This is a genomic window from Planotetraspora kaengkrachanensis (assembly GCF_016862895.1).
Classification (GTDB): Bacteria; Actinomycetota; Actinomycetes; order Streptosporangiales; family Streptosporangiaceae; genus Planotetraspora; species Planotetraspora kaengkrachanensis.
In genome coordinates this window covers 53,884-76,369 of record NZ_BONV01000003.1, presented here as the reverse complement: position 1 = coordinate 76,369, position 22,486 = coordinate 53,884, and the positions used below count along the sequence as shown (strand labels likewise).

The window sequence follows — 22,486 nt, the reverse complement described above, 5'->3', positions numbered from 1 at the left end:
AGACTTCCGGCATGGCTCCTCGCAAGCAGCGGCAGATCCTGGACGCGACGCTCGAGTTGCTCGCGGAGAAGGGGTACGAGGGCCTCACCATCGAGGGGGTGGCCGGGCGGTCGGGGGTCAACAAGACGACGATCTACCGCTGGTGGCCGTCCAAGGCCGCCCTGCTCGGCGCGGCGCTCGTCGGGGCCGAGGCGCTCGAGTTCGACCCGCCGGACACCGGCAGCCTCGCCGGGGATCTCCGCGGTCTGGTCGAGGGGGTCGCGCGACTGCTCACGGTCTCTCCGTCGTCGGACATCGCCGTCGCCGCGCTGGGCGCCGCCGTACACGACCCCGCCCTGGCCGAGGCGGCGAAGGGCTTCTTCGCCGACCGGTTCGCCCGTGAGGCGCCGATCTTCGAGCGGGCCCGCGAGCGGGGGGAGATCGACGCCTCGGCCGATCCCATGTTGATCGTCGACCTGCTCGCCGGCGCCGTCTGGTTGCGGGCCGTTTTCCGGCGGCTGCCCCTGGACCAGGACTTCACCGACAGAGCGGTGGCCCTGGTCCTCCATGGGGCACGGCCGACCGGCTGATCACCGTCTCCGCGGGTCCCGGCTTCCAGGCATCAGGCCTCCTCTTCGAACGGCCGCACCTCGATCGGGAGCAGGCCGATCGCCTGGGCGAGCTTGCTGCCCCATACGAGCGCCGCGTCGAGGTCGGGCGCGGTGATGATCGTGAACCCGCCGAGGTGTTCCTTGCCCTCGGCGTACGGCCCGTCGGTCATGAGCACGTCGCCGTCCCTGACCCGCAGCACGGTCGCCGTGCTCGCCGGGTGCAGACGACTGGCGAAGACCCATACGCCGGCGGCCTTCATCTCCTGGTTCAGAGCGTCGAGGTTCCGGGTGATCGGATCCATGATCTCGGGCGGGGGCGGGTCCCCGTCTGGCTGGATCACGCTGAGCATGTACTGCTTCACAGGGTGCTCCTTTTCATGTTCGGACGAGTGGGGCGTCGACGTCAGGCACCGACGCGGGCGGCCGGTCGGTAGGTGGCGATCACCACGCCGGTGGTCGTCGTCACCGAATCGGTGAGCCGGAGTCCGGCCGGCGGGCCGACGTCGGGGAACAGGCGCCGCCCCGATCCCAGGACCAACGGATGGATCAGCAGCTTGTACACGTCGATGAGATCCCCCTGCATGAGTGACCGGACGAGTTCCCCGCTGCCCAGGATCCCGAGGTCCTTGCCGGTCTGCGCCTTGAGCTCGGCCACGGCCTTCACGGCGTCGCCCGCCAGCAGCGTGGAGTTGATCCAGGGGAGAGGCTCGGTCAGCGTCGTCGACGCGACGTACTTCTGGGTCTTGTTCAGTACCTCGGTGAAGGGGTTCGGCTCCGGTTGAGCGGGCCAGAAGGCATGGAACCGCTCGTAGGTCCGCCGGCCGAACAGGAGATCGGCGTCTCCCATCCCCTTCGCCATCTCGCCGCCCATCACCGCGTCGTTGCCCGGCTGCGCCCAGCCGCCGTGCTCGAATCCGCCGCGGACGTCCTCGTCCGGCGCGCCCGGCGCCTGCATCACACCGTCAAGAGTCAGGTGTTCGATCACCACGATCTTCCGCATACGCCTGCTTCCTCCGCCGTCCGCGGCCGGCCCGGTGCCGGCTCTCATCCTCTAGACGAACGGCCTCCGGCGCGATCGACATCGGACGCGACCAATTCGACGAGAACGTCTCAGGCTCCAGGGAGACAGCCCGGATTCGTCCAGGGTGTACGGCCGCCGAACGTGCGGCCGCCATGATTGGCGTCGTGATCGGAAAGTCGACGTCGGAACCCCGGCCGTGGAGCCGGTACGCCCTCACGCTCGCCGGCCTTGCCGGTCTGTTCGGCGGGGGGATCTGGCTCAAGGACGTCTGCGACCCGCCCGCGCATGTCTGGAACGCCGGGATCGCGGCGTTCGGGGGCTACATGATCGCCCACCCGCTCCTCGCCCTCGGGTATGTCACCAGCGGCTCCCGAATGCTGGCGGCTCCGATCGTCCTGTCCCTCTTGCGGGAACTCAGGAGGACCCGGCCGCTGCGGCAGTACCTGGCTCTCAGCCTCACCCTGCTCGGCGTCGCGGCGGTGACGGCGGTGACGGCGGTCCTCACGATTCCCGGTGACGACCCTCCGACCGGCGTCCTCCAATACGCGGCCCTGGGGGTGCTCCTGGCGACCGCGATCCCCGGTGCGGGCGGGCTCATCCACGTCCTGTTCGCCTGGCGCGCGGATCGCAAGGCCGGCGTCGGCGCGGCAGAACCCACGACGTGATGTGACATGACATGACGTGACGCGGCCTGGCCGGGAGCCGGCCAGGCCACGCACAAGGTCGGACGGCTAACGCGCGGAGGCGGCGATCACCTGGGACACCAGCGCGGGCGAGGTGACCTGGCGGACGTACTCGGGCCTGCGAAGCTCCCCGCCCATGAACGGGTGCGGGTTGCGGTGGACGGCCGGGCTCTCCTCGTCCACCAGGGCGGCGAAGTGGATCTCCTTGGCCCCGGTCGATTCGACCACACGGCCGACGTTGCGGGGCGTGATCCCCCCGCCGGGCATGATGATCAGGCGGTCGCCGGCCTGCTCGACCAGCGACGCGATCAGCGGCGCGCCCTCGAGCGCCGAACTGTCCTGCCCCGAGGTGAGCACCCGGTCGACGCCCAGTTCCGCCAGCGTCTCCAGCGCGGCGAACGGGTCGGCGGCCATGTCGAACGCGCGGTGGAAGGTGACGGAGAGCCCCTCCGCCGCCGCGATGAGCCGCTTGGCGACGTCGGTGTCCACCTCGCCGGCCGGGGTGAGCGCGCCGATCACCACACCGTGCGCTCCGGCCTCCCGGATCGTGGCCACGTCGCGCTCCATGGCGGCGATCTCATGCTCGTCGAAGACGAAGTCGCCGCCCCGCGGCCGGATGATGACGTGGACCCGGATCGACGAGACCGCCGCGAGGGTCGCCTCCACCGTTCCGAGGGTCGGGGTCAGGCCACCGTCGAAGAGCGCCGAGCACAACTCGACCCGGTGCGCACCGGCACGCTCGGCCGCCAGCGCGCCCACCGTGCTGTCGATGCAGATCTCGTACGTGAGACTCATGATTCCCCCAAAGCGTGGATCTCGCCGACCGGGGATCCCCCGCCCAGCACCGGAACAGTCGCGAACTCCGCGGCGGGCGAGACGTCCCCGCCCGCGGCCCGCAGCGTCGCCAGAGCGATCGCGGTCGTGGCACGCGGGCTCCCGTCGATGACCTTGACCGCCGCCGCGTGCCCCGAGGCGAGCGCGACGACGAGCACGCCCTCGGCCCCGCCCTTCGCCACCGCGCCGGGCAGCGCCTGCATCAGCGTGGTGTTCACGTGACCGGTCCCGCCCACGTACTCGGGGTGCTCGCGCATCGCGTCGGCGACCGCCCGCGGCGCCGTCCCCGGCTCGGCGAGCACCAGGGCCTGTACGGCTCGCGCCAGCCCCTCGAGCGAGATGCCGAACAGCGGCGCGCCGCAGCCGTCGACGGCCACGTGGGCCGCCTTCTCTCCCGACAACTCCTCGACCACGTCGCGGACCCGCCGCTGCACGGGATGACCGGCGTCGAGATAGGAGTCGACGGCCCAGCCGTTCACCGCCGACGCGGCGAGCATCGCCGCGTGCTTGCCCGAGCAGTTCATCCGCTCGCGGGAGCGTCCCAGGCCGTCCCGGACAAGAGCGTTGCGGGTGGCCTCGTCCTCCGGCCAGTCGGCGGGGCAGCCCAGGGCGTCGAACCCGAGCCCGGCCTCGGCCAGCATCTCGGAGACCAGCCGAACGTGGGAGTCCTCACCCGTGTGGCTTCCCGCCGCGATCGCCAGGCGCGGGCCGTACAGGTCGGCGCCGGACCGCAGGCAGGCGAGCGCCTGGAACGGCTTGGCCGACGAGCGGGGCAGCACAGGCGCGGACACCCGGCCGCGCGCGACGGCGGTGCGGCCGTCGGGCGTGAGCGCGACGGCGCTGCCGAAATGCAGGCTCTCCACGAATCCCGACCGCACGACCTCGGCGAGCGGCACGTATTCATGCACTTCAGATTCATGTACGAGTTCAGACACGGGCGGTCCTCCTTCGCGGCTGGCGCGCCTCGAGAGTGCGGGCCAGTTTGGACAGGGACGCGTTGACCACCAGGTAGACCAGCGCGACGACGATGTAGGTCTGGATGAGCAGGCCGTTGTAGTTCGCCAGCACCTTGCCGCTGTAGAGCAGTTCGGCGTAGCTGACGACGAAGCCGAGCGAGGTGTCCTTCAGCAGCCCGACCGACTGGCTGACGATCGAGGGCAGGACGCGCCTGGCCGCCTGCGGCAGCACGATCAGGCGCATGGTCTGCCCGTGTGTCAGCCCGACGGCGAGCCCGGCCTCGCTCTGGCCTCGCTCGATCGAGAGGATTCCCGCCCGGAAGACCTCCGCGAACAACGAGGCGTTCGAGACGGTCAGCGGCACCACGAGTTTCCAGAACAGCGGCAGGTCCAGGCCGTACCGGGGCAGCGCGAACAGCACGACGTAGACCAGCACCAGCACGGGGATCGTCCGGACGGTCTCCACGTAGGCGGCGGACGGCATCCGGACCCACGACCGCCGCGACAGCCGCCCGAGCGCGAGCGCCAGGCCCGCCGCCATCGAGAGCGCGGCCGAGACGACCGCCGCGAGCAAAGTGGACCACAGCCCGCCGAGCAGGTAGCGCCACATCGGCCAGGTCGCGTACGGCTGCCAGCGGTCGGCCGTGAGCTGGCCGTTGTCGGCGAACTGCCGTACGGCCAGGGCCACCAGGCCGAGCACGACGACCGCTCCCGCGATGGTCGCGATCCTGATCCTGCGGCGGGCCCGCGGGCCGGGCTCGTCGAAAAGCACATTGCTCACCGGACCACCGCCAGTCGACGTTCGAGCCGGCCGGTCACGAAGCCGGCGCAGGCCGCGATGACCGCGTAGGCGACGCCGGCGCCCACGAAGATCGGAATGGGCTGTGCCTCCAGCAGATTGACCCGGTTGGCGGCCGCCGTCAGTTCGACGACGCCGACCGCGGCCGCGAGCGAGGTGTTCATCGTCAGGGCGATGAAGATGTTCCCGATCGGCTGGATGACCGTCCGCAGCGCCTGGGGCAGCACCACGTGGCGCAGGGACTGGGTGAAGTTCAGCCCGAGCGCGCGCGCCGCCTCGCCCTGACCAGAGGAGACCGCGTTGACGCCGGAGCGCAGGGCCTCGGCGATGTAGGCGCCCTCATAGAGCGCGATGACGACGGTGGCCGTGACCTGCAGACCGGCCTGCAGGCCGATCTCCGGCAGGCCGAAGACCGCGAGAACGAGCAGGACGAGGAGTGGCAGGTTCTGCAGGGTCTCCACGTAGGCCGTCCCGATCCCGCGCAGAACGGGGACCGGGCTGACCCGCATGGCGGCGATCACCAGACCCATGACCGCGGCGCCGGCGAACGACGCCGCGGTCAGCTGGAGGGTCACGATCAGCCCCTGCCAGAACTCGGGCAGGTGATCGAGTAACGCGGACATCAGGAACCCGGAACCGATCCGATCTGCGGCGGGGTCGGGGCCTCACCCTGCACGACCGTGCCGAGGGAGCCCTTCCAGATCTGCTGCCAGACGCCCTGGCCCTGGATCTTCGTGAGCCAGTCGTTGACGAATTTCTTGAACTGGTCGTCGCCGTGCTTCAGGCCGATGCCGTACGGGTCGGTCGTGAACGGCGAGCCGACGACCTGGATCGACGGGTCCTTCTGCGCGTCCGCGACGAGGAGGGTCTCGTCCTGGACGTAGGCGACGCCGCGGTCCTGCTTGAGCGCCTGGACGCACTCGGGGTCGCTGCCGAACGTCACGATGGTCGCCTGCGGCGCGAGCTGCTTGATGGCCGGGATGGCGGGGGTGTTGGCGCCGGCGATGACGGTCTTGCCGTTCAGGTCCTCGGGCTTGGCGATCCCCGTCGTGCCCTTCTTCACCGCGATGGTCAGGCCGGAGGAGTAGTACGGCCCGGCGAAGGCGACCTGCTCGGCCCGCTCCGGCGTGATCGTGTACGTCTGGAAGACGACGTCGACGGTGCCGTTGCTCAGCAGCGCCTCACGGGTCTCGGACGCCGCGTTGACGATCTTCACCTTGGGCTGGCCGATGATGTACTTGGCCAGGGCCTTGCCCATGTCCGCGTCGAAGCCCTCGATCTCGCCGGTCGTGGGGTTCTGCTGGGACAGCAGCGGCGCGTCGAGTGAACCGCCGACGATCAGCTCGCCGCGCTGCTTGATCTTCTCCATCGTCGAGCCGGGCAGGATGTCGGCGGCCGCGGCCACCGGAGCCTGCGCGATGACGCTGTTGTCCTTGGGCTGGCCCGGCACCGCCGAGCTCGTCGAATCCGTTCCGGAACAGGCCGCCGAAAGGCCGACCATCGACACGGCGGCGACAGCGGCCACCCGCCTAATGGACACCATCGGGCCCACCATCCTTTGCGATCAGTGAGTGAGTACCTTGGCCAGGAAGTTCCTGGCCCGGTCCGTCGTGGGAGATTCGAAGAACGCGTTGGGCTCCGCCGTCTCGACGATCTGGCCGTCGTCCATGAAGACGACCCGGTCGGCGGCTCTGCGGGCGAAGCCCATCTCGTGGGTGACGACGACCATCGTCATGCCGTCGGCGGCGAGCTGGACCATGACGTCGAGCACCTCGCCGACCATCTCGGGGTCGAGTGCCGAGGTCGGCTCGTCGAAGAGCATCACCTTGGGCCTCATGGCGAGTGCCCTGGCGATGGCCGCCCGCTGCTGCTGCCCGCCGGAGAGTTGCGCGGGCAGCTTGCCGGCCTGCTCGGCGATCCCGACGCGGGCCAGCAGATCCCGGGCGGTCTTCTCCGCCTCGGCACGGCTGACACCGCGCACCTTCATGGGCGCGAGCATGATGTTGTCCAGCACGGTCTTGTGCTGGAACAGGTTGAACGACTGGAACACCATCCCGACGTCGGCCCTGAGCCGGGCAAGTTCCCGGCCTTCCACGGGGGCGGGCACGCCGTCGATCAGGATCTCGCCCGAACCGGCCGACTCCAACCGGTTGAGGCAGCGGCACAGTGTGGACTTGCCGGACCCCGACGGGCCGATCACCACGACGACCTCACCCTGGGCCACGTGTAGATCGATGTCGCGCAACACGTGGTGATCACCGAACCACTTGTTGAGCCCTTGAACTCGAATCATCGCCATCTTCTTTCGAAATCGAAGATAAAGCGGACCGTAATGGATGATTCCGGCGTAGGTCAACGTGTTGCCGTACAAAGTTAACCCGTGGTATTCCTCTGTCCATGTCAGGCAAAGAGAGGTTGCCGGTGCGGGGTGCGCAAGGCGATCTCCTGCGGCTCATCGCCGGCGGTCATGCCGAGTCACGAGCCGAGTTGGCCCGTCTCTCCGGCCTGGCGGCGTCGAGCGTCTCCCTGCGCGTCGAGGAGCTCATCGGGAGCGGCCTCCTCGTCGAGGAGGGATCGGCCAGCTCACGCGGAGGGCGGCGGCCGAGACGGCTGCGCGTCAGTCCCACCGCCGGCCTGCTCGCGGTGGCCGACCTCGGGGGCCGCCACGCGCGGCTCGGCCTGCTCGACCTCAGCGGCGCTCCGCTCGTCGTCGAGGAACTTCCCTGCGACATCTCCCTGGGACCCGAGGCGACGCTTGACTGGATAGCGGCCTCGTTCGACGCCCTGCTTGCGGCGCACGGACCGGCCGGCGTCCCCCTGCGCGGAATCGCCGCCGGACTCCCCGGTCCCGTCGACCCGGCGAGCGGCCGCGTCGTGTCGCCCTCACGCATGCCCGGGTGGAACAACTTCCCCGTGGCCGAACACCTCGGCGCGCACTACGACCTGCCGGTGCTCGTCGAGAACGACGCCAATCTCCTGGCCGTCGGAGAGGCCCGCGCATGGCCGGGCTGCGAGACCGTCATGGTGCTGAAGGCCGGCAGCGGCATCGGCTGCGGCGTGATCGTCAACGGGGTCCTGCACCGGGGACGCGGCGCGGCCGGCGACATCAGCCACGTCCGCGTCAGGACCGACTCGTCGGTCACATGCTCATGCGGGCACCTCGACTGCCTCGAGGCGTACGCGAGCGGAGCCGCGCTGATGAGCGTCCTCGCCGAGCAGGGGATCGCCGTGGAGCGGCCCTCCGACGTCGTCGCCCTGGTCGACGACGGCATACCGGAGGCGACCGCCCTGGTGATGAACGCCGGCCGCCTCATCGGCGAGGTGCTCACCGTCCTGGTGAACTTCATCAACCCCGACGCGATCGTGATCGGGGGCAGCCTGTCGAAGGCGGAGCCGCTCATCTCGGCCATCCGCGCCGCCGTTTACGAGCGGTGCCTGCCGCTCGCCACCCGCGACCTCGAGATCGCCGTGACCCGCTCGGGTCCCGACGCCGCGCTGCTCGGCGCCGGCACCCTGCTCCTGGACGCCGTACTCAGCTGAGCGTCCGGTGTTCCGGCGGATCAGACGAGTGTCGGCGCGTACGGATCCCACGTCTCGGGCAGCGAGTCGACCGGCGGAACGTCGCCGCGGACCGGGAGGAACTCGCCGCGCTCCGCGGACTCGATGATCGCCGTCATCGTCTCCAGGACGTGGAGCGCGAGAGCCCCCGAAGCCCGGTGCGGCGTCCCCGCACGGAGTGAGCGTGCCATGTCGAGCACGCCGAGCCCCCGTCCCGCGGTGGTCCCCTCGACCGGCAGCTCACGCCATTCGTCGTCGCGGCCGCCGCGGACGAGCAACGGGCCCACGAAGGTGTTGGGGTCGGGAACCGACAAAGTGCCCTCGGTACCGGTGATCTCGATCATCGTCCGGCGCAACGGCGAGTCGAAACTGAAGGTCGACGAGGCCGTGGGACCCTCGGCGAAGTCGATCAGTGCGGTGACGTGGGTCGGCACCTCCACCTCGAAGCTCGTGCCCGCCTTGGGGCCGGAACCGATCACCCGATGCGTCCCCGTACGCCGGGTGGTCGCCGCGACCTGGCAGGCGGGGCCCAGCAGGGAGACCAGCGCGGTCAGGTAATAGGGCCCGATGTCGAACAGCGGACCCGCGCCGCGCTGGTACAGGAACTCCGGGCTCGGATGCCACGACTCGGGGCCGAGGTTCTGCATCATCGTCGTGGCGGCGATCGGCGTGCCGATGACACCGGCGCGCAGCGCCCGGACGGCCGACTGGATGCCCGCGCCCAGGAAGGTGTCGGGCGCGTTGCCGACCCGCAGCCCCCGGGCGTCGGCCTCGGCCAGCAGCTTCTCGCCCTCTGCGAGGTCGAGCGTCAGCGGCTTCTCGCCGTACACGTGCTTGCCCGCGCGCACGGCCGCCATCGCGACGGACGCGTGGGCGGCGGGGACGGTGAGGTTGACGACGATCTCCACCTCGGGGAACGCGAGCACGGTGTCCACGTCGCCGGACACCGGCACGTCGTACTCGCGGGCCGCCGCGGCAGCCCTGCCGGTGTCGAGGTCGGCGACGCCCAGCACACGAGTGTCGGGGAAGTCCGAGAGATGGCGGAGGTAGTGGCTGCTGATCACGCCCGCGCCGACGACGGCGACGCCAACGGGCCCGCTTCTCACACCGCCTCCAGCGAGGTCAGGTAGGTGCGGCTCGCGGCCAGGGCGTCGACGATGTCGGTCGCGCAGCTGTCGAGCTCGACGATCCGCCACGCGTCCGGCCGGGCGGCGAGGATCTCGGGCACCGGCATCACCCCCGCGCCCACGGCCGTGTGCGGCTCGTCCTTGACCCCGGGACCATCCTTGACGTGCAACGCCGCGACCCGGTCGCCGAGACGGCCGAGCAGCGCGGGCACGTCGGCGCCGCCCACCGCGGCCCAGTACGTGTCGACCTCCAGGAAGACCTCCGGAGGCAACATCTCCGCCAGCACCTCGAGGGCGTGCCTGCCGTCGACGCGCGGCTCGATCTCCCACCAGTGGTTGTGGTACCCGAGCCGCATGCCGTACGGCTTCGCGTGCTCGGCCAGGCCGCTCAGCAGGTCGGCCGTGCGGGCCAGCCCGTCCCGGGTGGTGAAATCCTCGGCCGGGATGCCGCCCGGGATGACGACCATGTCGGCGCCGATCGTGGCGATCGCGTCGAGCACGGCCGCCGGCTCATGCGAGAGCAGGGCGTAGGCGTGCGTGCACGGCACCGCCAGCCCCAGGTCGTCGGTGATCTGCCGGAAGCCCTTCGGGTCCTCGGTCGGGTCGAACGGTTCGACCGCGTCGTAGCCGATCTCCGCGATCCGGCTCAGCACGCCGTCGCGGTCGGCCGCGAGCCGTTCCCTGACGGTGTAGAGCTGGACGCCCAGTGGTCTGCTCATCGCTTCATCGCTCCTGTTCCGTGTCGAGCCGCTCGTCGTTCGTCACACCGGCAGGGGGGCATAGGTGACTCCTCGACGGGGTGGGGGACGTCGTCGTCGATCAGCTCTGTCGCCTTCGATTCAACCCCAAAGATCGTCCGAAATGGAGTTCCAGGACGGGGTGATATTGGGGGTTTGGTGAGATTCCTCCGGTCGGCATCCGCGGATGCCTGGCTCGGTGGCTCGGCGGCACACCGGCTCTCCGGCTCCGCGGTACGCCGACTCGGCGCTTCCCGGCTCGGCGGCTCTGCGGCTCCCCCCGCACACCGACTCTCCGGCACACCGGCTTCCCGGCTCGCGACTCTCCGGCCCCCGGGCGCGTGCCGGGGTTCAGCCTGTGTGGTGTTGATGTACGGGGTATTGGCGTGCGGGGTATTGGCGTGCGGGGTATTGGCGTGCGCGACTCGCGCGCAGGCTGTCCAATTTTCCGGCATATGCCGTGATATTTCTGCTGGTCATTTCTTTTGATGGGCGCCGCTGGAGCGAGGCTTTTTGTCGGTGGCGGTTGGTAATTTCGCGGTGTGTTTGTTGAGCGGCAGTTGATTCCCTCCGGCCTGGCTGAAACGACGCCCGGGCCGGACGCGGCTGCCGTGCTGCATGAGCTGGACCTGGGCCGCTTGAGCGGTTACGACGCCGTGGTCGTGTTGCAGGCGTATGCGCGATTGGAGAGCTACGTTCAGGCCCGGAAGGCCGAGGTGATGGCCGAGGTGGGGCTGTATCGGCCCTCGCCGGGTGACATGGAGAAAATGGCCGAACCGGATAAGTATTCGGCTGACGAGGTGCGTGCCGCGCTTACTCTCACGCGTCGTGCGGCGGAATACGAATATTGGTTTTCATATTTTCTGGCGACCCGATTTCGTCCAGTGCGTGACGCGCTTTCGTGTGGACGGATCGACAAGGCGCGGGCCAGGGTCTTCTGCGACTGGCTGGAGGATGCGCCCGAGCACGTGGCCGACGCGGTGGTCGCCGCGCTGTTGCCGAAGGCCGGCGGGTGGACGACCAGCCAGCTGAAAGACAAGATCAAACGCTTGTTGCTGGCCGCCGATCCGGAATGGGCGCGACGCAGGTACGAGCGTGCCGTACAGCGGCGACGGGTGGAGGGCACGCCTCACGATGACGGGACGGTGACCATCACCGGGCAGCAGTTGCCGGTGGATCAGGCCGCTGCGGCGATATGCAGGGTCAACGCGCTCGCACAGAAGGCCAAGCGGGCGGGGCTGAGCAGCCCGATCGACCACATCAGGGCCGACGTGTTCCTCGGTCTGCTCGATGGAGAGCTGTCCGGCCTGGACGACGACGAGATCATCGCAGTACTCATCCATGCCGCTGAAGAGGCCGCCCAAGGGGATGAGGACGACTACGACGACCAGCTTTCCGGTGAGACCTTCGCCGATGCCGATGCCGATGCCGGTCGGGATTTCAATGTTTCCGGCGACGACGACTTCGATCTTGGAGGCGATACCGGTCCCGGTGGCGATACCGGTCCCGGTGGTGATGCCTGGCCTGGGGGTGATGCCTGGCCTGGGGGTGATGCCTGGCCTGGGGGTGATGCTGGGCCTGGGGGCGGTTCAGGGTCCGGTCCTGCTGGTGATCCGCCGCGTGGCGCCGGGAGCAGTAGGGAGCGGCCGCCGGGATCGGATTTCATCCCCGCGGCTGAGAGCGGCCCAGAACCTTGCGACGGAGCGAGCAGCGCGTCCCGAGATGGCGCGTCCCGAGATGGCGCGTCCGTGAGCGGCCCATCTCGGGTCGGCCGATCTCAGGTCGGCCCATCTCGGGTCGGCGCGGTGGGGGAGATCCGGGTGCGGGTCTCCACGCTCTTCCATCTGGACGACTTCCCCGGTGAGCTGGCCGGGTGGGGACCGATCCCCGCTCACCTGGCCCGCCGCTTGGTGAAACGGCAGATCTGCGGGGAATGGCGTTTCGCCGTTTGCGACGACGACGGAGGGCTTCTGTATGCAGGGATCACCCGGCGTCGTCCCGCAGGCTGGCCTCGTCCGCCAAGTCGGAGTGGTGAAACAGGTGGCACGGGCGGCCCGTCGAGTCGCAATGGGATCGTGGAGCTGCAGATCCCGCTGGCCCAACTGCGCGAATGGCAGGCCGACCTGCCTGGGCTCGAAGGCTGGGCATCTGTCGTCACCGATGTCATCCGGCAGGTGGACGCCGCATGCGTACCGACCGGAGAGGCGCCGGCCGATGCAGACGCCGATGCAGACGCCGACGCGGGCACCGGTGCTGATGCGCGGCGGCGATTCGCCACGGCCGGACTGCGGCGGTGGGTGCAGATCCGCGACCGGGTGTGCACGGCCCCGGGTTGCCGCGCGCCCGCGAGCAACTCCGAGCTCGATCACGTCGATCCTTACAGCCACGGCGGGCTCACCACCGCGCACAACCTCGAGATCGCCTGCTCCCATGATCACGATCTAAGGGATCACGGCTGGCGAGTTGTCCAGCCGGAGCCGGGTCAGGTGATCTGGATCAGCCGGACCGGGCATCGTTACCCGGCACACACTTCGCCGATCATCGAATCCTTCCCGCCTCATATCCCGACCTGGCCGGATATCGCCGACGTCCAGGCGGCCCGCCACTATGGCGCCATCACCGGTGATACCGATGAGTTCGCCCTCGATACCTCGGCGTATCTCCTCTCTCATCGGGAGGGCAGCCCCATCTGGTGGGAACCGGCGTTCGCCGAACGGGCAGCCGCCGGGTCGAATCCCGATCCGGCGGCTGGGCCACGGCGGGAACGGCACGAGCAGCCGGGTCGACCGCCTCCGGATCCCGCAGCCGGTGATCCGACCCTCTGATGGCCGAGGGCCGCCAGGGCGCGGGGCGATCGAGCCGAGGCCGCACACGAGCACCGATGATCCACGTCAGGTGTCGACGTATGACGGGCACGGCCGTATGTTGCGTGCGGACGAGTCGGCGATCGATCAGATGCGGCGCGCAGAAGCCGGGGAGCGACAAGGGACGGGGGCCATCGCACGGTGAACGAGAGGGACCCCGGCGTGCGGGACGAAAGCTCCGAAGGAACGCGACCGCGGTCGCGTGGTCGGGGCAGATTGGCAGTCCGCTTGGCGCCCGTGATCGGCGCACTGGGTGTGGCGGCCGCGATCTGGTTCGCTTCCGGCCCTCCGGGTAATTTCGCCGCGCCGTCGCCGGCGATCGCCCTGGACGCCCGATATTCAGGGGTCTTCTCGTGCGAACTTGACTGTGTCCGCTGGAGCGGGACAGAACGCATCACCTTCGGGCTCGCATCGCACGCCGAAACCCTGGCCGACCGGCTCACGTCCGCGCTTGGCCAGGGCAACTGGGAGCTTGAACGGTCGGTCGTACATCCGGGCGCGCTCGATAGCGTCGAGTTGCAGTTCACCCGGCACACGACGACCGCCGAGATCCCCCTGCCGAGCCTGTGGCCGCCCACGGTCACGCATCGGATCGCCGTCTTCGCGCCGCTTGTGCAACCGCACAGCTACTTCGATCTCCGCGAGACCGACCTGGCGAAGGAGAACCTCGGCTGGTTGTCGGACCAGCAGCGAGAATGGCTGACCCGCAAGGGCTCCCTCAAGGTGAACCTCGGCCTCGACCCGGCCTCGTCCCTCACACTCCGCTATCCGGTCTTCGGCGTCACGGCGACGACGCCGTCGTCCGATGCTCATCCCATCGCGCAGGGGAGGGAGGAACGTGTCATAGGTCTCGGCGACCCGGACCTGCTCGACGACGGTGGCGTGGCAGTAGATGTCCTGGCCGGCAAGTTCCGGCAGCAACAACTCGCCGCGGTCGTGACAGCAGGACCACAGGTGTGGGTGCTGACCGTCATCCTGGCCCTGTTGCTGATCGTCGTCGGCATTTACAAGGAGAGGCTGACGGCCCGGCTCGGCGGCCTCCTGCCATGGGGGCGCGCGGACAAGGACACGCGGCTGGAATCCCCACCACTTCAGTCCGCTCCCGCTCGACCAGCGCCGCCGACGAAGACGGGCAAGGGCGAGACGGGCAGCCGAACGAGAAGGATCAGGAGGAAAGCAGGCCGGTGACGGAACCCGGCGACGGGTGTCTTCAGTACGCCGATCGTGCGATCCGCGTACTGCCCGTTCGCGCGGGTGTCAGAGCTTGACGAGCTTGGAGTAAGGCGCGGGGATCCGCTCCTGCCGTGATCCGAAGTCGACGAGGACGGCGGCGCCCTCTTCGACACTGATGACCACGCCGAGGCCATAACGATCGTGGCTCACCCGGTCGTCCACGCTGTACTGCTCCAGCGGTGGCGCGGGGGGCGGGGGCTTGAAGGGACTCGTGGGCAGATGGCGCCTGGGCGCCCCGCTTGCTGACTTCACCCTTCTGAGTATGTCCTGTCGCAAAGACCACTCGCGACGTATTGCCGCAGGTTAGGGGAACAGCACATTACGAATTTGTTGCGCCCCGACGTCAGCGCCCATGTCAGCGCCCACGTCAGCGCCCACGTCAGCGCCGATGTCAGCGCCGATGTCAGCGCCCGAGCACCACAGGGCCGAGGCGGGACCGGTGCCAGGCCGCGTCGCCGAAAAGTTCGGCGGCGGAGTGTGCCCGTTTGAAGTACAGATGCGCCTCGTGCTCCCAGGTGAAGCCGATGCCGCCGTGCAATTGGATGGTCTCGGCGGCCACCGCGGAGAACGCCTCGGCGCAGTAGGCCTGGGCGGTCGCCGCCCGCACCGCAAGGTCCGGGGCGTGGGCGGCGAGGGCGTGGGCGGCGTCGTAGCTCACCGAGCGGGCGGATTCGACCAGGACGTACAGGTCGGCCAGCCGGTGCCTGACCGCCTGGAAGGAACCGATCGGCCGTCCGAACTGCTCTCTGGTCTTCACATGAGCCAGTGTCATCTCCAGGCAGCGTTCGCCGCCGCCGAGCTGTTCGGCGCTGAGCGCGGTCGCGGCCACGGCGATGAGCCGTTCGAGGACGCGGTGTCCGTCGGCGCAGATCAGCCGCACGGGTGCTGTGTCGAATGTCACACGTGCCTGGAGCCTCGTCCGATCGAGTGTGACCAGTGGTTCGATCCGCACGGCGGGAGAGGATGCCTCGGCGAGGTAGACCCCGAGGCCGCCCTCCCGTGTCCGGGCGGGCACGACGAACAGGTCCGCGTGTGCGCCGTCGAGCACGTGGTCCTTCACTCCCGTCAGCCTGCCGTCCTCCACGTGGGCCCGGATCGCGGCCGGATCCCATGTCCCGTTCTCCGCCCAGGCCAAGGATCCGACGCGGCTGCCGTCGGCCAGGCCGGGCAGCGGGTCCGTCGCCCCGCACGCGAGCAGGGCCTCGGTGGCGAGGACCGCCGAGCCGAGGTACGGCACCGGGGTGAGGGCGCGGCCCAACTCCTCGCACACCACGTGGGTCTCCACCGCCGTGCAGCCCGCTCCGCCGTACGCCTCGGGCACGGCGAGCCCGAAGGCGCCGACCTGCTCCGCGAGCAGCCGCCACGCGGTCTTGTCGTAGCCGGGTTCGGCGTCCGGCGCGGGCCTGGCCGGGGGGTTGCGCTCGAGGAGGGCGCGCACGGTGCGGCGCAGTTCCTCCTGCTCGTCGGTGGTGATCATGGCGGCCCCAGGATCTTATGTGTCTAACAACTGTTTGGTAGATTATCAGCGTGAAGCGCGGCGAGTCGTTCCGGCGCGACGTCCGGGCCTGGCTCGAGGACGGCCTGACGGGCGCGTTCGCGCAGGCGCGCGGGCTCGGCGGCCCGGGCCGCGAGCATGAGGCGTTCGACATCCGGCTCGCCTGGGAGCGGCACATGGCCGCGGCCGGCTGGACGTGCCTCGGCTGGCCCGAGGCGTACGGCGGGCGTGGTGCGAGCGTCGAGGAGCAGGTCGTCTTCCACGAGGAGTACGCGCTCGCGCGGGCCCCGGCCCGGGTGAACCACATCGGCGAGAACCTGCTCGGCCCGACGATCATCGCGTTCGGCACCGACGAGCAGCGCCGCCGGTTCCTGCCGCCGATCGTGGCCGTCGAGGAGCTGTGGTGCCAGGGCTACTCCGAACCCGGCGCGGGCTCCGACCTGGCCAACGTGCGGACCCGTGCGGAGCTCGACGGCGGACGATGGCGGATCGACGGGCAGAAGGTGTGGACCTCGCTGGCCGCGCAGGCCGACTGGTGCTTCGCCGTCTGCCGCACGGAGCCAGGATCGGCCCGCCACCGGGGGCTGTCCTACCTGCTGGTGCCGATGCGGCAGGACGGGGTCGAGGTCAGGCCGATCGTCCAGATGACCGGGACGAGCGAGTTCAGTGAGGTCTTCTTCGACGGCGCCGTGACCGACGGCGCGAACATCGTGGGCGCGCCCGGCGACGGCTGGCGGATCGCCATGGCCACGCTCGGCTTCGAGCGCGGGGTGGCCACCCTCGGCCAGCAGGTGGGCTTCCGCGCGGAGTTGGAGGCCGTCATCGCGCTGGCCCGCACGACCGGGGCCGCCGACGACCCGTTGCTGCGCGACCGGCTCGTCCGGGCCTGGATCGGGCTGGAGGTCATGCGGCTCAACGCGGTCCGGACGATGGCGGGCGTCGCCGCGGGCGCGCCGGGCCCCGAGTCGTCCATCTCGAAGCTCGTGTGGGGAACCTGGCACCGGGAGCTGGGCGAGCTGGCCATGGACGTGCTCGGCGCGGCCGGCATGGTCGCCGACGGCCGGCCGTACGACCTGAGCGACGTGCAGCGGCTCTACCTGTTCTCCCGCGCCGACACCATCTACGCCGGCACCAACGAGATCCAGCGCGACGTCATCGCCGAGCGCGTGCTCGGCCTGCCCCGGGAGGCCAGGTGAACCGGCCCTTCCCTCGGGCGCATGCCGTTGCTAGATTCCACGGCAAGAATTCATTTCAGTTTCGGGAGGTTCGATGACCGCCCTCAGCGCCGAGCCCGAACCGACACCCGCACGACCGGAGCTGCCGCTCTCGATGGTCGAGCGGATGACACTGATCATGGATGCCTTCGCCGGCCGCTCCACCCGTCTCACCCTGGAGGACGTGGCCCGCACCACCCACCTGCCCCGCTCGACCGCGCACCGGATCCTCGACCAGCTCGTACGGCTGGACTGGCTCGACCACACGTCCTTCGGATACAGCCTGGGACGGCGGGCGCTCGGGCTGGGCGGCAGGAACGGAAGCCACGGAGAGGTCCGCGAGGCGGCCGCGCCGCTCCTGCACGACCTGCAGATCAAGACCGGGATGGTCGTCCATCTGGCGGTACTCGACGGGTCCGATGTCTTCTACCTGGACAAGGTCGGCGGGCGGTTCGCCCTGTCGGTGCCCTCCCGCGTGGGCGGCCGGGCCCCCGCGCACTCGACGGCGCTGGGCAAGGCGATCCTCGCGTGGCTGGAGCCGGAGCAGGTCGAGGCGCTGGTCGGCCGCTCCATCAGCAGGCTGACCAGCCGCACGATCGGCGACATCGGCACCCTGCACCAGGAGCTCAACCGGATCCGGCAGCGCCGCGGGCTGGCCTTCGAGCGCGGGGAGTGCTTCCCGAACATCGCCTGCGTCGCGGCGGCGATCCGCGGCCCCGAGGGACCGGTGGCGAGCATCTCACTGGTGGGCGACGCGCGCATGCCGCTGGAGAAGGTGGCGCCCCTCGTGGCCGACGCCGCCCGGCAGGCCTCGCTGGCCTTCTTCCCCGACCTGGAGTCGCCGCGGCGGGCCCGCCGGGCCGGGCGCGCGCCGGACCGAACGTGGTCCTCCGAGAGCATGAACCGGTTCCTCACCGTCGGCCAGGACGGCGACTGGCTCTAACTGGCTCTGACTGGCTCTGACCAGCCCGGGGGCTACCCCCAGTGGTCGCCCCAGCCCCAGAGGTTGGCGAGCGCGGGCTGGACGGCGGGCTCGTGGCCGTCGACCCCGAACCGGCCGCGGAAGAAGAGCATCGGGCGCTGCTCGGCGATCTGCTCCAGTTGGAGGACCCGGCCGATCACCACGTCGTGGTCGCCCGCGACGTGCACGTCGTACACCTCGGCGTGGATCCGCAGGAGCACGTCGGGCAGCGCGGGGGTGCCCCACAGGGACCGCTCCCAGTCGAGCCCGTCGAACTTCCTCCCCCTGCTGGAGCCGAACCGGCCGCACAGGTCGACCTGCTCCTCGCCGAGGACGTTGACGCAGAAGCGACCCGATCTCCTGATCCTCGGCCAGGTGCGGCCGTTGTGATCGGCGCAGAAGAGGATCAGCGGCGGCTCGAGGGAGACCGAGGCGAACGCCTGGCACGCGAAGCCGACCGGCTCGTCCTCGTCCACACCGGTGACGATCGTCACGCCGCTCGCGAACATCCCCATCGCGCGGCGGAACTCCGCGGGCGTGGGCGGAGCCACGCCGACAGGGTCTGTCGTCAGGGCGGGCTCAGCTGTCATGCGGTCACCTCGAGTTCGGCCTCTCGTCGCGCCGTGTCGCGGCGTCTGAAACATGACGTTAAGCCCCGGCCCGATCGCGGCCGACGGCGGATCCCGTTCAGTGGGCGCCCCCGGCGCGCCCCGCCCCGACGACGGCGGGGGCCGGGTCTCGCTCATCGGGATGATCATCACGGCGGGCGGGCGACGTCGATTACCGTCCCCGGGAGCCGACATTGCGATGACTGGGGCGACATGACCACAGAGCTGACCTATGAGTCGACGGCGCGCGAGCTCACGACCGACCAGGGGGTGCTGCGGTACCACGAGGCGGGTGAGGGGCCGCCCCTGCTGCTCCTGCACGGATCGGGTCCCGGGGTCACCGGCTGGCGGAACTTCCGCGGCAACCTGCCCGTGTTCGCCGACCACTTCCGCTGCCTGGTCCTCGAGTTCCCCGGGTTCGGGGTCAGCGACCCGACCGGAGAGCATCCCATGGCGGCGGCGAACGGCGCGGTGATCCGGTTCCTCGACGGGCTCGGGCTCCAGCAGGTCGACGTGATCGGCAATTCGATGGGCGGCGTGGTGGCCGCCCAGGTGGCGATCGCCCACCCCGATCGGGTGCGCAGGCTCGTCACCATCGGCGGCATCGGCAGGAACCTGTTCAGCCCGGGCCCGGGTGAAGGCATCAACCTCCTCATAGAGTTCACCGAGAACCCCACCAGGGAGGCGCTCATCCGGTGGCTCTACTCCATGGTCCACGACCCGGCGCTGGTCACCGAGGAGCTGATCGAGGAGCGCTGGACCCAGGCCACCGACCCGGCCACGCTGGCGAGCGCCCGGCGCATGTACGGCAGGGCCGCGTCCGCCGCCCGCACGGCCGCCATGGCCCGCTCGGACGCCCCGCCGTACTGGGCGATGCTGCACCGGTTGAAGGCAAGGACACTGATCACGTGGGGGCGCGACGACCGGGTGAGCCCGGTCGACATGGCGATCCTGCCGATGCGCACGATCCCCGACGCCGAGTTGCACGTCTTCCCCGACTGCGGGCACTGGGTCATGATCGAACAGAAGGCCGCCTGGGAGAGCGTCGTGCTCGGCTTCCTGACGAGGAAGGACGCCCAGTGAGCGAGTGGGACCACGAGTTCGATCTCGTCATCGTCGGCAGCGGCGCGGGCGGCATGGCCGCCGCGCTGACCGCGCACGACAGCGGGCTGTCCGCCGTCGTGGTCGAGAAGGGCGGGAAGTTCGGCGGCAGCACCGGGATCTCCGGCGGCGGGATCTGGATCCCGAACAACCCGGCTCTGCGGGCGAAGGGCCACGACGACAGCCGTGAGTCGATCCGCCGTTATCTCGACCTGCTGACCGGGGGACGGGTCCCGGCCGCGCGGCTGGACGCGTTCGTCGACGAGGGCCCCGCCGCGATGGAACTGCTCTGCAGGAGCAGATGGATGCGCTTCTTCTGGGTGAAGGGCTACTCGGACTATCACCCAGAGCTTGAGGGCGGCCGGCCGATGGGGCGGTCGATCGAGGCGCTGCCGTTCGACACCCGCAAGCTCGTCGAGGACGAGAGACACCAGCGCCCCAACAGCATGAAGGGCCCCCTCGGGCTGTGGATCACCGCCAAGGACTACCACGACCTGGCCATGGTGAAGCGCACCTGGCGGGGCCGCCGGGCCTCGGTCGTCGCGGCCTGGCGGGTCGCGTCCAACCTCGTGCGGCGCAGGCACATGGCCACCGGGGGGCGGGCGCTGGTCGCGCGGCTGCGGATGGCGGTCAAGGACGCGGGCGTGCCGCTCTGGCTCAAGACGCCCATGACGGATCTGGTCACCGACGAAGGCAAGGCCGTCACCGGAATCGTCGCCCGGCGTGACGGCGAGGAGATCCGGATCCGGGGCAGGTACGGCGTGCTGCTGGCGACGGGCGGGTTCGACCACAACCCCGAGATGCGCGCGAAACACCTGCCCGAGGGCGGCAGGGAGGACTTCGGCATGGGCGCCAGGGAGAACACCGGCGACGGCATCCTGGCCGGCGAGCGGCTCGGCGCCGACCTCGGCCTGATGGACGACGCCTGGTGGATGCCCGCCGTCCGGCATCCGGCGGGGGCGGTCATCCCGCTCGTGTCCGAGCGGTGCATCCCGCCGTCGATCATCGTGTCGTCGGACGGCAGGCGCTTCACCAACGAGTCGTCGCCTTACGTCAACTTCGTCCACGACCAGTTGGCCGGCGGGCATGTTCCCGCGTGGTTCGTGATGGACGCCAAGGCCAGAGAGCGCTACCCGTTCGCCCAGATCCTCCCGGGGGCGCCGATCCCGCGGGGGTACTACGAGAAGGGCATCGCGTTCGAGGCCGGGACCGTCGAAGAGCTGGCGGGCAAGATCGGCGTGCCGGCGGGCACGCTGGCCGAGACCGTGGCGCGGTTCAACCGGTTCGCCGAGGCGGGAAAGGACGAGGACTTCGGCCGCGGGGACAGCGCGTACGACCGGTACTACGGCGACCCCACGCTGAAGAACCCGAACCTCGACGTGATCGGCAAGGCGCCGTTCCACGCCTTCCGGATCGAGGTCGGCGACCTGGGCACCAAGGGCGGGCTGGTGTGCGACGAGCACAGCAGGGTCCTGCGCGCGGACGAGTCGGTGATCGAGGGCCTGTACGCCACCGGCAACACCTCGGCCTCCGTCATGGGCAACGAGTACGCCGGCCCGGGCGCCACGATCGGCCCCTCGATCGTCTTCGGGTACATCGCCGCGCGGCACGCGGCCGCCAAGAGATGACACAGTCGCCAAGAGATGACACACCGGAGATGACACAGCCGGGCCCGCTCAGGATGCGGGTGGTGGAGGTGGTCCGCGAGACCGCGGACGCCCACTCGCTCGTCCTCGAACCCGCCGACGGCGACCATTCCCGGTTGGGCTACCGGCCCGGCCAGTTCCTCACCGTCCGGGTGCCGACCACCCGCCCGGAGGGCGCGGCGCGCTGCTACTCGCTCAGCAGTTCGCCGGTGTGCGACGACAAGCTCAAGGTGACGGTGAAGCGGACCCGGGGCGGTTACGGGTCCAACTGGATCTGCGACAACGTCACCGAGGGGGACGTGCTCGAGGTGCTGCGCCCCTCCGGGACGTTCACCCCCACCTCGCTCGACGACGACCTGCTGCTTCTCGCGGGCGGCAGCGGCATCACCCCGGTCATGTCGATCCTCAAGTCGTGCCTGCGTGCGGGGACGGGAGTGCTCACCCTCGTCTACGCCAACAGGGACGAGAAGTCGGTGATCTTCCGGGACGAGCTCGTCGCGCTGACCGCCGAGTACGGCGAGCGGCTGACGGTCCTCCACTGGCTGGAGTCGGTGCAGGGCCTGCCCACCGCGGCCGGTCTCGCCGGCCTGGTCCGGCCGTACGCGGGAAGGGAGGCTTTCGTCTGCGGGCCGGGGCCGTTCATGGACCTCGCCTCGGAGGTACTCGCCGGGCTGGGCGCCCAGGACCGGCGGATCCACGTGGAGCGGTTCGAGTCGCTGGCCACCGATCCGTTCGCCGGGTCGGCGGTCGTCCTCGACGTGTCCGGCCCGGTCAGCACGGTGGAGGTCGAGCTGGACGGGGAGACGAGGACGCTGGCCTGGCCCGCGGGCAACAAGCTGCTCGACGTGATCCTGGACGCCGGGATGGACGCGCCGTACTCCTGCCGGGAGGGGTCCTGCAGCGCGTGCGCCTGCGTGCTCCTTGAGGGCGAGGTCACGCTGGAGCGCAACACCGTGCTCGACCGGCAGGACCTCGCCGACGGCCTGATCCTGTCCTGCCAGGCGATCCCGGTCAGCGAACGGCTCAAGGTCACCTACGACGGCTGAACCCGCCCCCGGA

Annotated in this window: 23 protein-coding genes; 10 read left to right on the top strand and 13 right to left on the bottom strand. The window is 70.2% G+C overall.

Going from position 1 to position 22,486, the window contains the following annotated elements; genetic code table 11:
* Positions 1-11 precede the first annotated feature (11 nt).
* Positions 12-569, top strand: a complete 558-nt coding sequence (locus Pka01_RS05005; protein ID WP_203881395.1) for a TetR/AcrR family transcriptional regulator — start codon at positions 12-14, stop codon at positions 567-569.
* Positions 570-601: 32 nt separating this feature from the next.
* Here the strand turns inward: Pka01_RS05005 and Pka01_RS05000 are convergent, their stop codons facing one another.
* Both Pka01_RS05000 and Pka01_RS04995 read right to left on the bottom strand, forming a co-directional pair.
* The gene (locus Pka01_RS05000; protein ID WP_203881394.1) at positions 602-952 is read right to left on the bottom strand and encodes a YciI family protein; all 351 of its coding nucleotides are present in this window, start codon (positions 950-952) and stop codon (positions 602-604) included.
* Between the two features lie 41 nt (positions 953-993).
* Positions 994-1,590, bottom strand: a complete 597-nt coding sequence (locus Pka01_RS04995; RefSeq protein ID WP_203881393.1) for a dihydrofolate reductase family protein — start codon at positions 1,588-1,590, stop codon at positions 994-996.
* Between the two features lie 185 nt (positions 1,591-1,775).
* Between Pka01_RS04995 and Pka01_RS04990 the strand changes: the two genes are divergently transcribed.
* Positions 1,776-2,276 carry a hypothetical protein gene (locus Pka01_RS04990; RefSeq protein ID WP_203881392.1) on the top strand — a complete coding sequence of 167 codons (501 nt, stop codon included), beginning with the start codon at positions 1,776-1,778 and terminating at the stop codon, positions 2,274-2,276.
* Between the two features lie 66 nt (positions 2,277-2,342).
* Here the strand turns inward: Pka01_RS04990 and Pka01_RS04985 are convergent, their stop codons facing one another.
* The 6 genes from Pka01_RS04985 to Pka01_RS04960 are packed head-to-tail and all read right to left on the bottom strand — an operon-like array spanning position 2,343 to position 7,176.
* Positions 2,343-3,089, bottom strand: a complete 747-nt coding sequence (locus Pka01_RS04985) for a copper homeostasis protein CutC (protein ID WP_203881391.1) — start codon at positions 3,087-3,089, stop codon at positions 2,343-2,345.
* A complete protein-coding gene (locus Pka01_RS04980; RefSeq protein ID WP_239114748.1) occupies positions 3,086-4,036 on the bottom strand; it encodes an asparaginase in 951 nt (316 codons plus the stop codon). Before Pka01_RS04980 ends, Pka01_RS04985 begins: the two co-directional genes overlap by 4 nt.
* 19 nt (positions 4,037-4,055) lie before the next feature.
* Positions 4,056-4,865 carry an amino acid ABC transporter permease gene (locus Pka01_RS04975; RefSeq protein ID WP_203881389.1) on the bottom strand — a complete coding sequence of 270 codons (810 nt, stop codon included), beginning with the start codon at positions 4,863-4,865 and terminating at the stop codon, positions 4,056-4,058.
* Entirely contained in the window at positions 4,862-5,506 is a 645-nt protein-coding gene (locus Pka01_RS04970) for an amino acid ABC transporter permease (RefSeq protein ID WP_203881388.1), read from the bottom strand. Before Pka01_RS04970 ends, Pka01_RS04975 begins: the two co-directional genes overlap by 4 nt.
* A complete protein-coding gene (locus Pka01_RS04965) occupies positions 5,506-6,426 on the bottom strand; it encodes a glutamate ABC transporter substrate-binding protein (RefSeq protein ID WP_203881387.1) in 921 nt (306 codons plus the stop codon). The genes Pka01_RS04970 and Pka01_RS04965 overlap by 1 nt, the downstream gene beginning before the upstream one ends.
* 21 nt (positions 6,427-6,447) lie before the next feature.
* Positions 6,448-7,176: an amino acid ABC transporter ATP-binding protein gene (locus Pka01_RS04960; protein ID WP_203881386.1), complete on the bottom strand. Its 729-nt coding sequence runs from the start codon at positions 7,174-7,176 to the stop codon at positions 6,448-6,450.
* Between the two features lie 104 nt (positions 7,177-7,280).
* Between Pka01_RS04960 and Pka01_RS04955 the strand changes: the two genes are divergently transcribed.
* Positions 7,281-8,423: an ROK family transcriptional regulator gene (locus tag Pka01_RS04955; protein ID WP_239114747.1), complete on the top strand. Its 1,143-nt coding sequence runs from the start codon at positions 7,281-7,283 to the stop codon at positions 8,421-8,423.
* Between the two features lie 20 nt (positions 8,424-8,443).
* On the opposite strand, the gene Pka01_RS04950 is transcribed toward Pka01_RS04955, so the two are convergent.
* A complete protein-coding gene (locus tag Pka01_RS04950; protein ID WP_203881385.1) occupies positions 8,444-9,547 on the bottom strand; it encodes a Gfo/Idh/MocA family protein in 1,104 nt (367 codons plus the stop codon).
* On the bottom strand, positions 9,544-10,287 hold the full coding sequence (locus Pka01_RS04945; RefSeq protein WP_203881384.1) for a sugar phosphate isomerase/epimerase family protein: 744 nt from the start codon (positions 10,285-10,287) through the stop codon (positions 9,544-9,546). Before Pka01_RS04945 ends, Pka01_RS04950 begins: the two co-directional genes overlap by 4 nt.
* A 560-nt stretch (positions 10,288-10,847) precedes the next feature.
* Here Pka01_RS04945 and Pka01_RS04940 point away from each other — a divergent pair.
* Together Pka01_RS04940 and Pka01_RS04935 are read left to right on the top strand one after the other, a co-directional pair.
* On the top strand, positions 10,848-13,130 hold the full coding sequence (locus Pka01_RS04940; protein WP_203881383.1) for an HNH endonuclease signature motif containing protein: 2,283 nt from the start codon (positions 10,848-10,850) through the stop codon (positions 13,128-13,130).
* Between the two features lie 276 nt (positions 13,131-13,406).
* Entirely contained in the window at positions 13,407-14,357 is a 951-nt protein-coding gene (locus Pka01_RS04935) for a hypothetical protein (RefSeq protein ID WP_203881382.1), read from the top strand.
* A gap of 69 nt (positions 14,358-14,426) precedes the next feature.
* Here the strand turns inward: Pka01_RS04935 and Pka01_RS04930 are convergent, their stop codons facing one another.
* Positions 14,427-14,654 carry a hypothetical protein gene (locus tag Pka01_RS04930; protein ID WP_203881381.1) on the bottom strand — a complete coding sequence of 76 codons (228 nt, stop codon included), beginning with the start codon at positions 14,652-14,654 and terminating at the stop codon, positions 14,427-14,429.
* A 151-nt stretch (positions 14,655-14,805) separates the two neighbouring features.
* Positions 14,806-15,879: an acyl-CoA dehydrogenase family protein gene (locus Pka01_RS04925; protein WP_203881380.1), complete on the bottom strand. Its 1,074-nt coding sequence runs from the start codon at positions 15,877-15,879 to the stop codon at positions 14,806-14,808.
* Between the two features lie 50 nt (positions 15,880-15,929).
* Between Pka01_RS04925 and Pka01_RS04920 the strand changes: the two genes are divergently transcribed.
* Positions 15,930-17,093: an acyl-CoA dehydrogenase family protein gene (locus Pka01_RS04920; RefSeq protein WP_239114746.1), complete on the top strand. Its 1,164-nt coding sequence runs from the start codon at positions 15,930-15,932 to the stop codon at positions 17,091-17,093.
* Positions 17,094-17,166: 73 nt separating this feature from the next.
* The gene (locus Pka01_RS04915; protein WP_203881379.1) at positions 17,167-18,054 is read left to right on the top strand and encodes an IclR family transcriptional regulator; all 888 of its coding nucleotides are present in this window, start codon (positions 17,167-17,169) and stop codon (positions 18,052-18,054) included.
* A 32-nt stretch (positions 18,055-18,086) separates the two neighbouring features.
* Here Pka01_RS04915 and Pka01_RS04910 read toward each other — a convergent pair whose 3' ends face one another.
* Positions 18,087-18,662, bottom strand: coding sequence for a flavin reductase family protein (locus Pka01_RS04910; protein WP_203881378.1), 576 nt, complete (start codon positions 18,660-18,662; stop codon positions 18,087-18,089).
* Between the two features lie 231 nt (positions 18,663-18,893).
* Here Pka01_RS04910 and Pka01_RS04905 point away from each other — a divergent pair, with 231 nt between their 5' ends.
* From Pka01_RS04905 to Pka01_RS04895, 3 genes are read left to right on the top strand one after another with little or no spacing between them, the layout of a single operon-like run.
* The gene (locus Pka01_RS04905) at positions 18,894-19,763 is read left to right on the top strand and encodes an alpha/beta fold hydrolase (RefSeq protein WP_203881377.1); all 870 of its coding nucleotides are present in this window, start codon (positions 18,894-18,896) and stop codon (positions 19,761-19,763) included.
* On the top strand, positions 19,760-21,409 hold the full coding sequence (locus Pka01_RS04900; RefSeq protein ID WP_203881376.1) for an FAD-binding protein: 1,650 nt from the start codon (positions 19,760-19,762) through the stop codon (positions 21,407-21,409). The genes Pka01_RS04905 and Pka01_RS04900 overlap by 4 nt, the downstream gene beginning before the upstream one ends.
* Positions 21,410-21,438: 29 nt before the next feature.
* The gene (locus Pka01_RS04895; RefSeq protein WP_203881375.1) at positions 21,439-22,473 is read left to right on the top strand and encodes a ferredoxin--NADP reductase; all 1,035 of its coding nucleotides are present in this window, start codon (positions 21,439-21,441) and stop codon (positions 22,471-22,473) included.
* Positions 22,474-22,486: the final 13 nt, after the last annotated feature.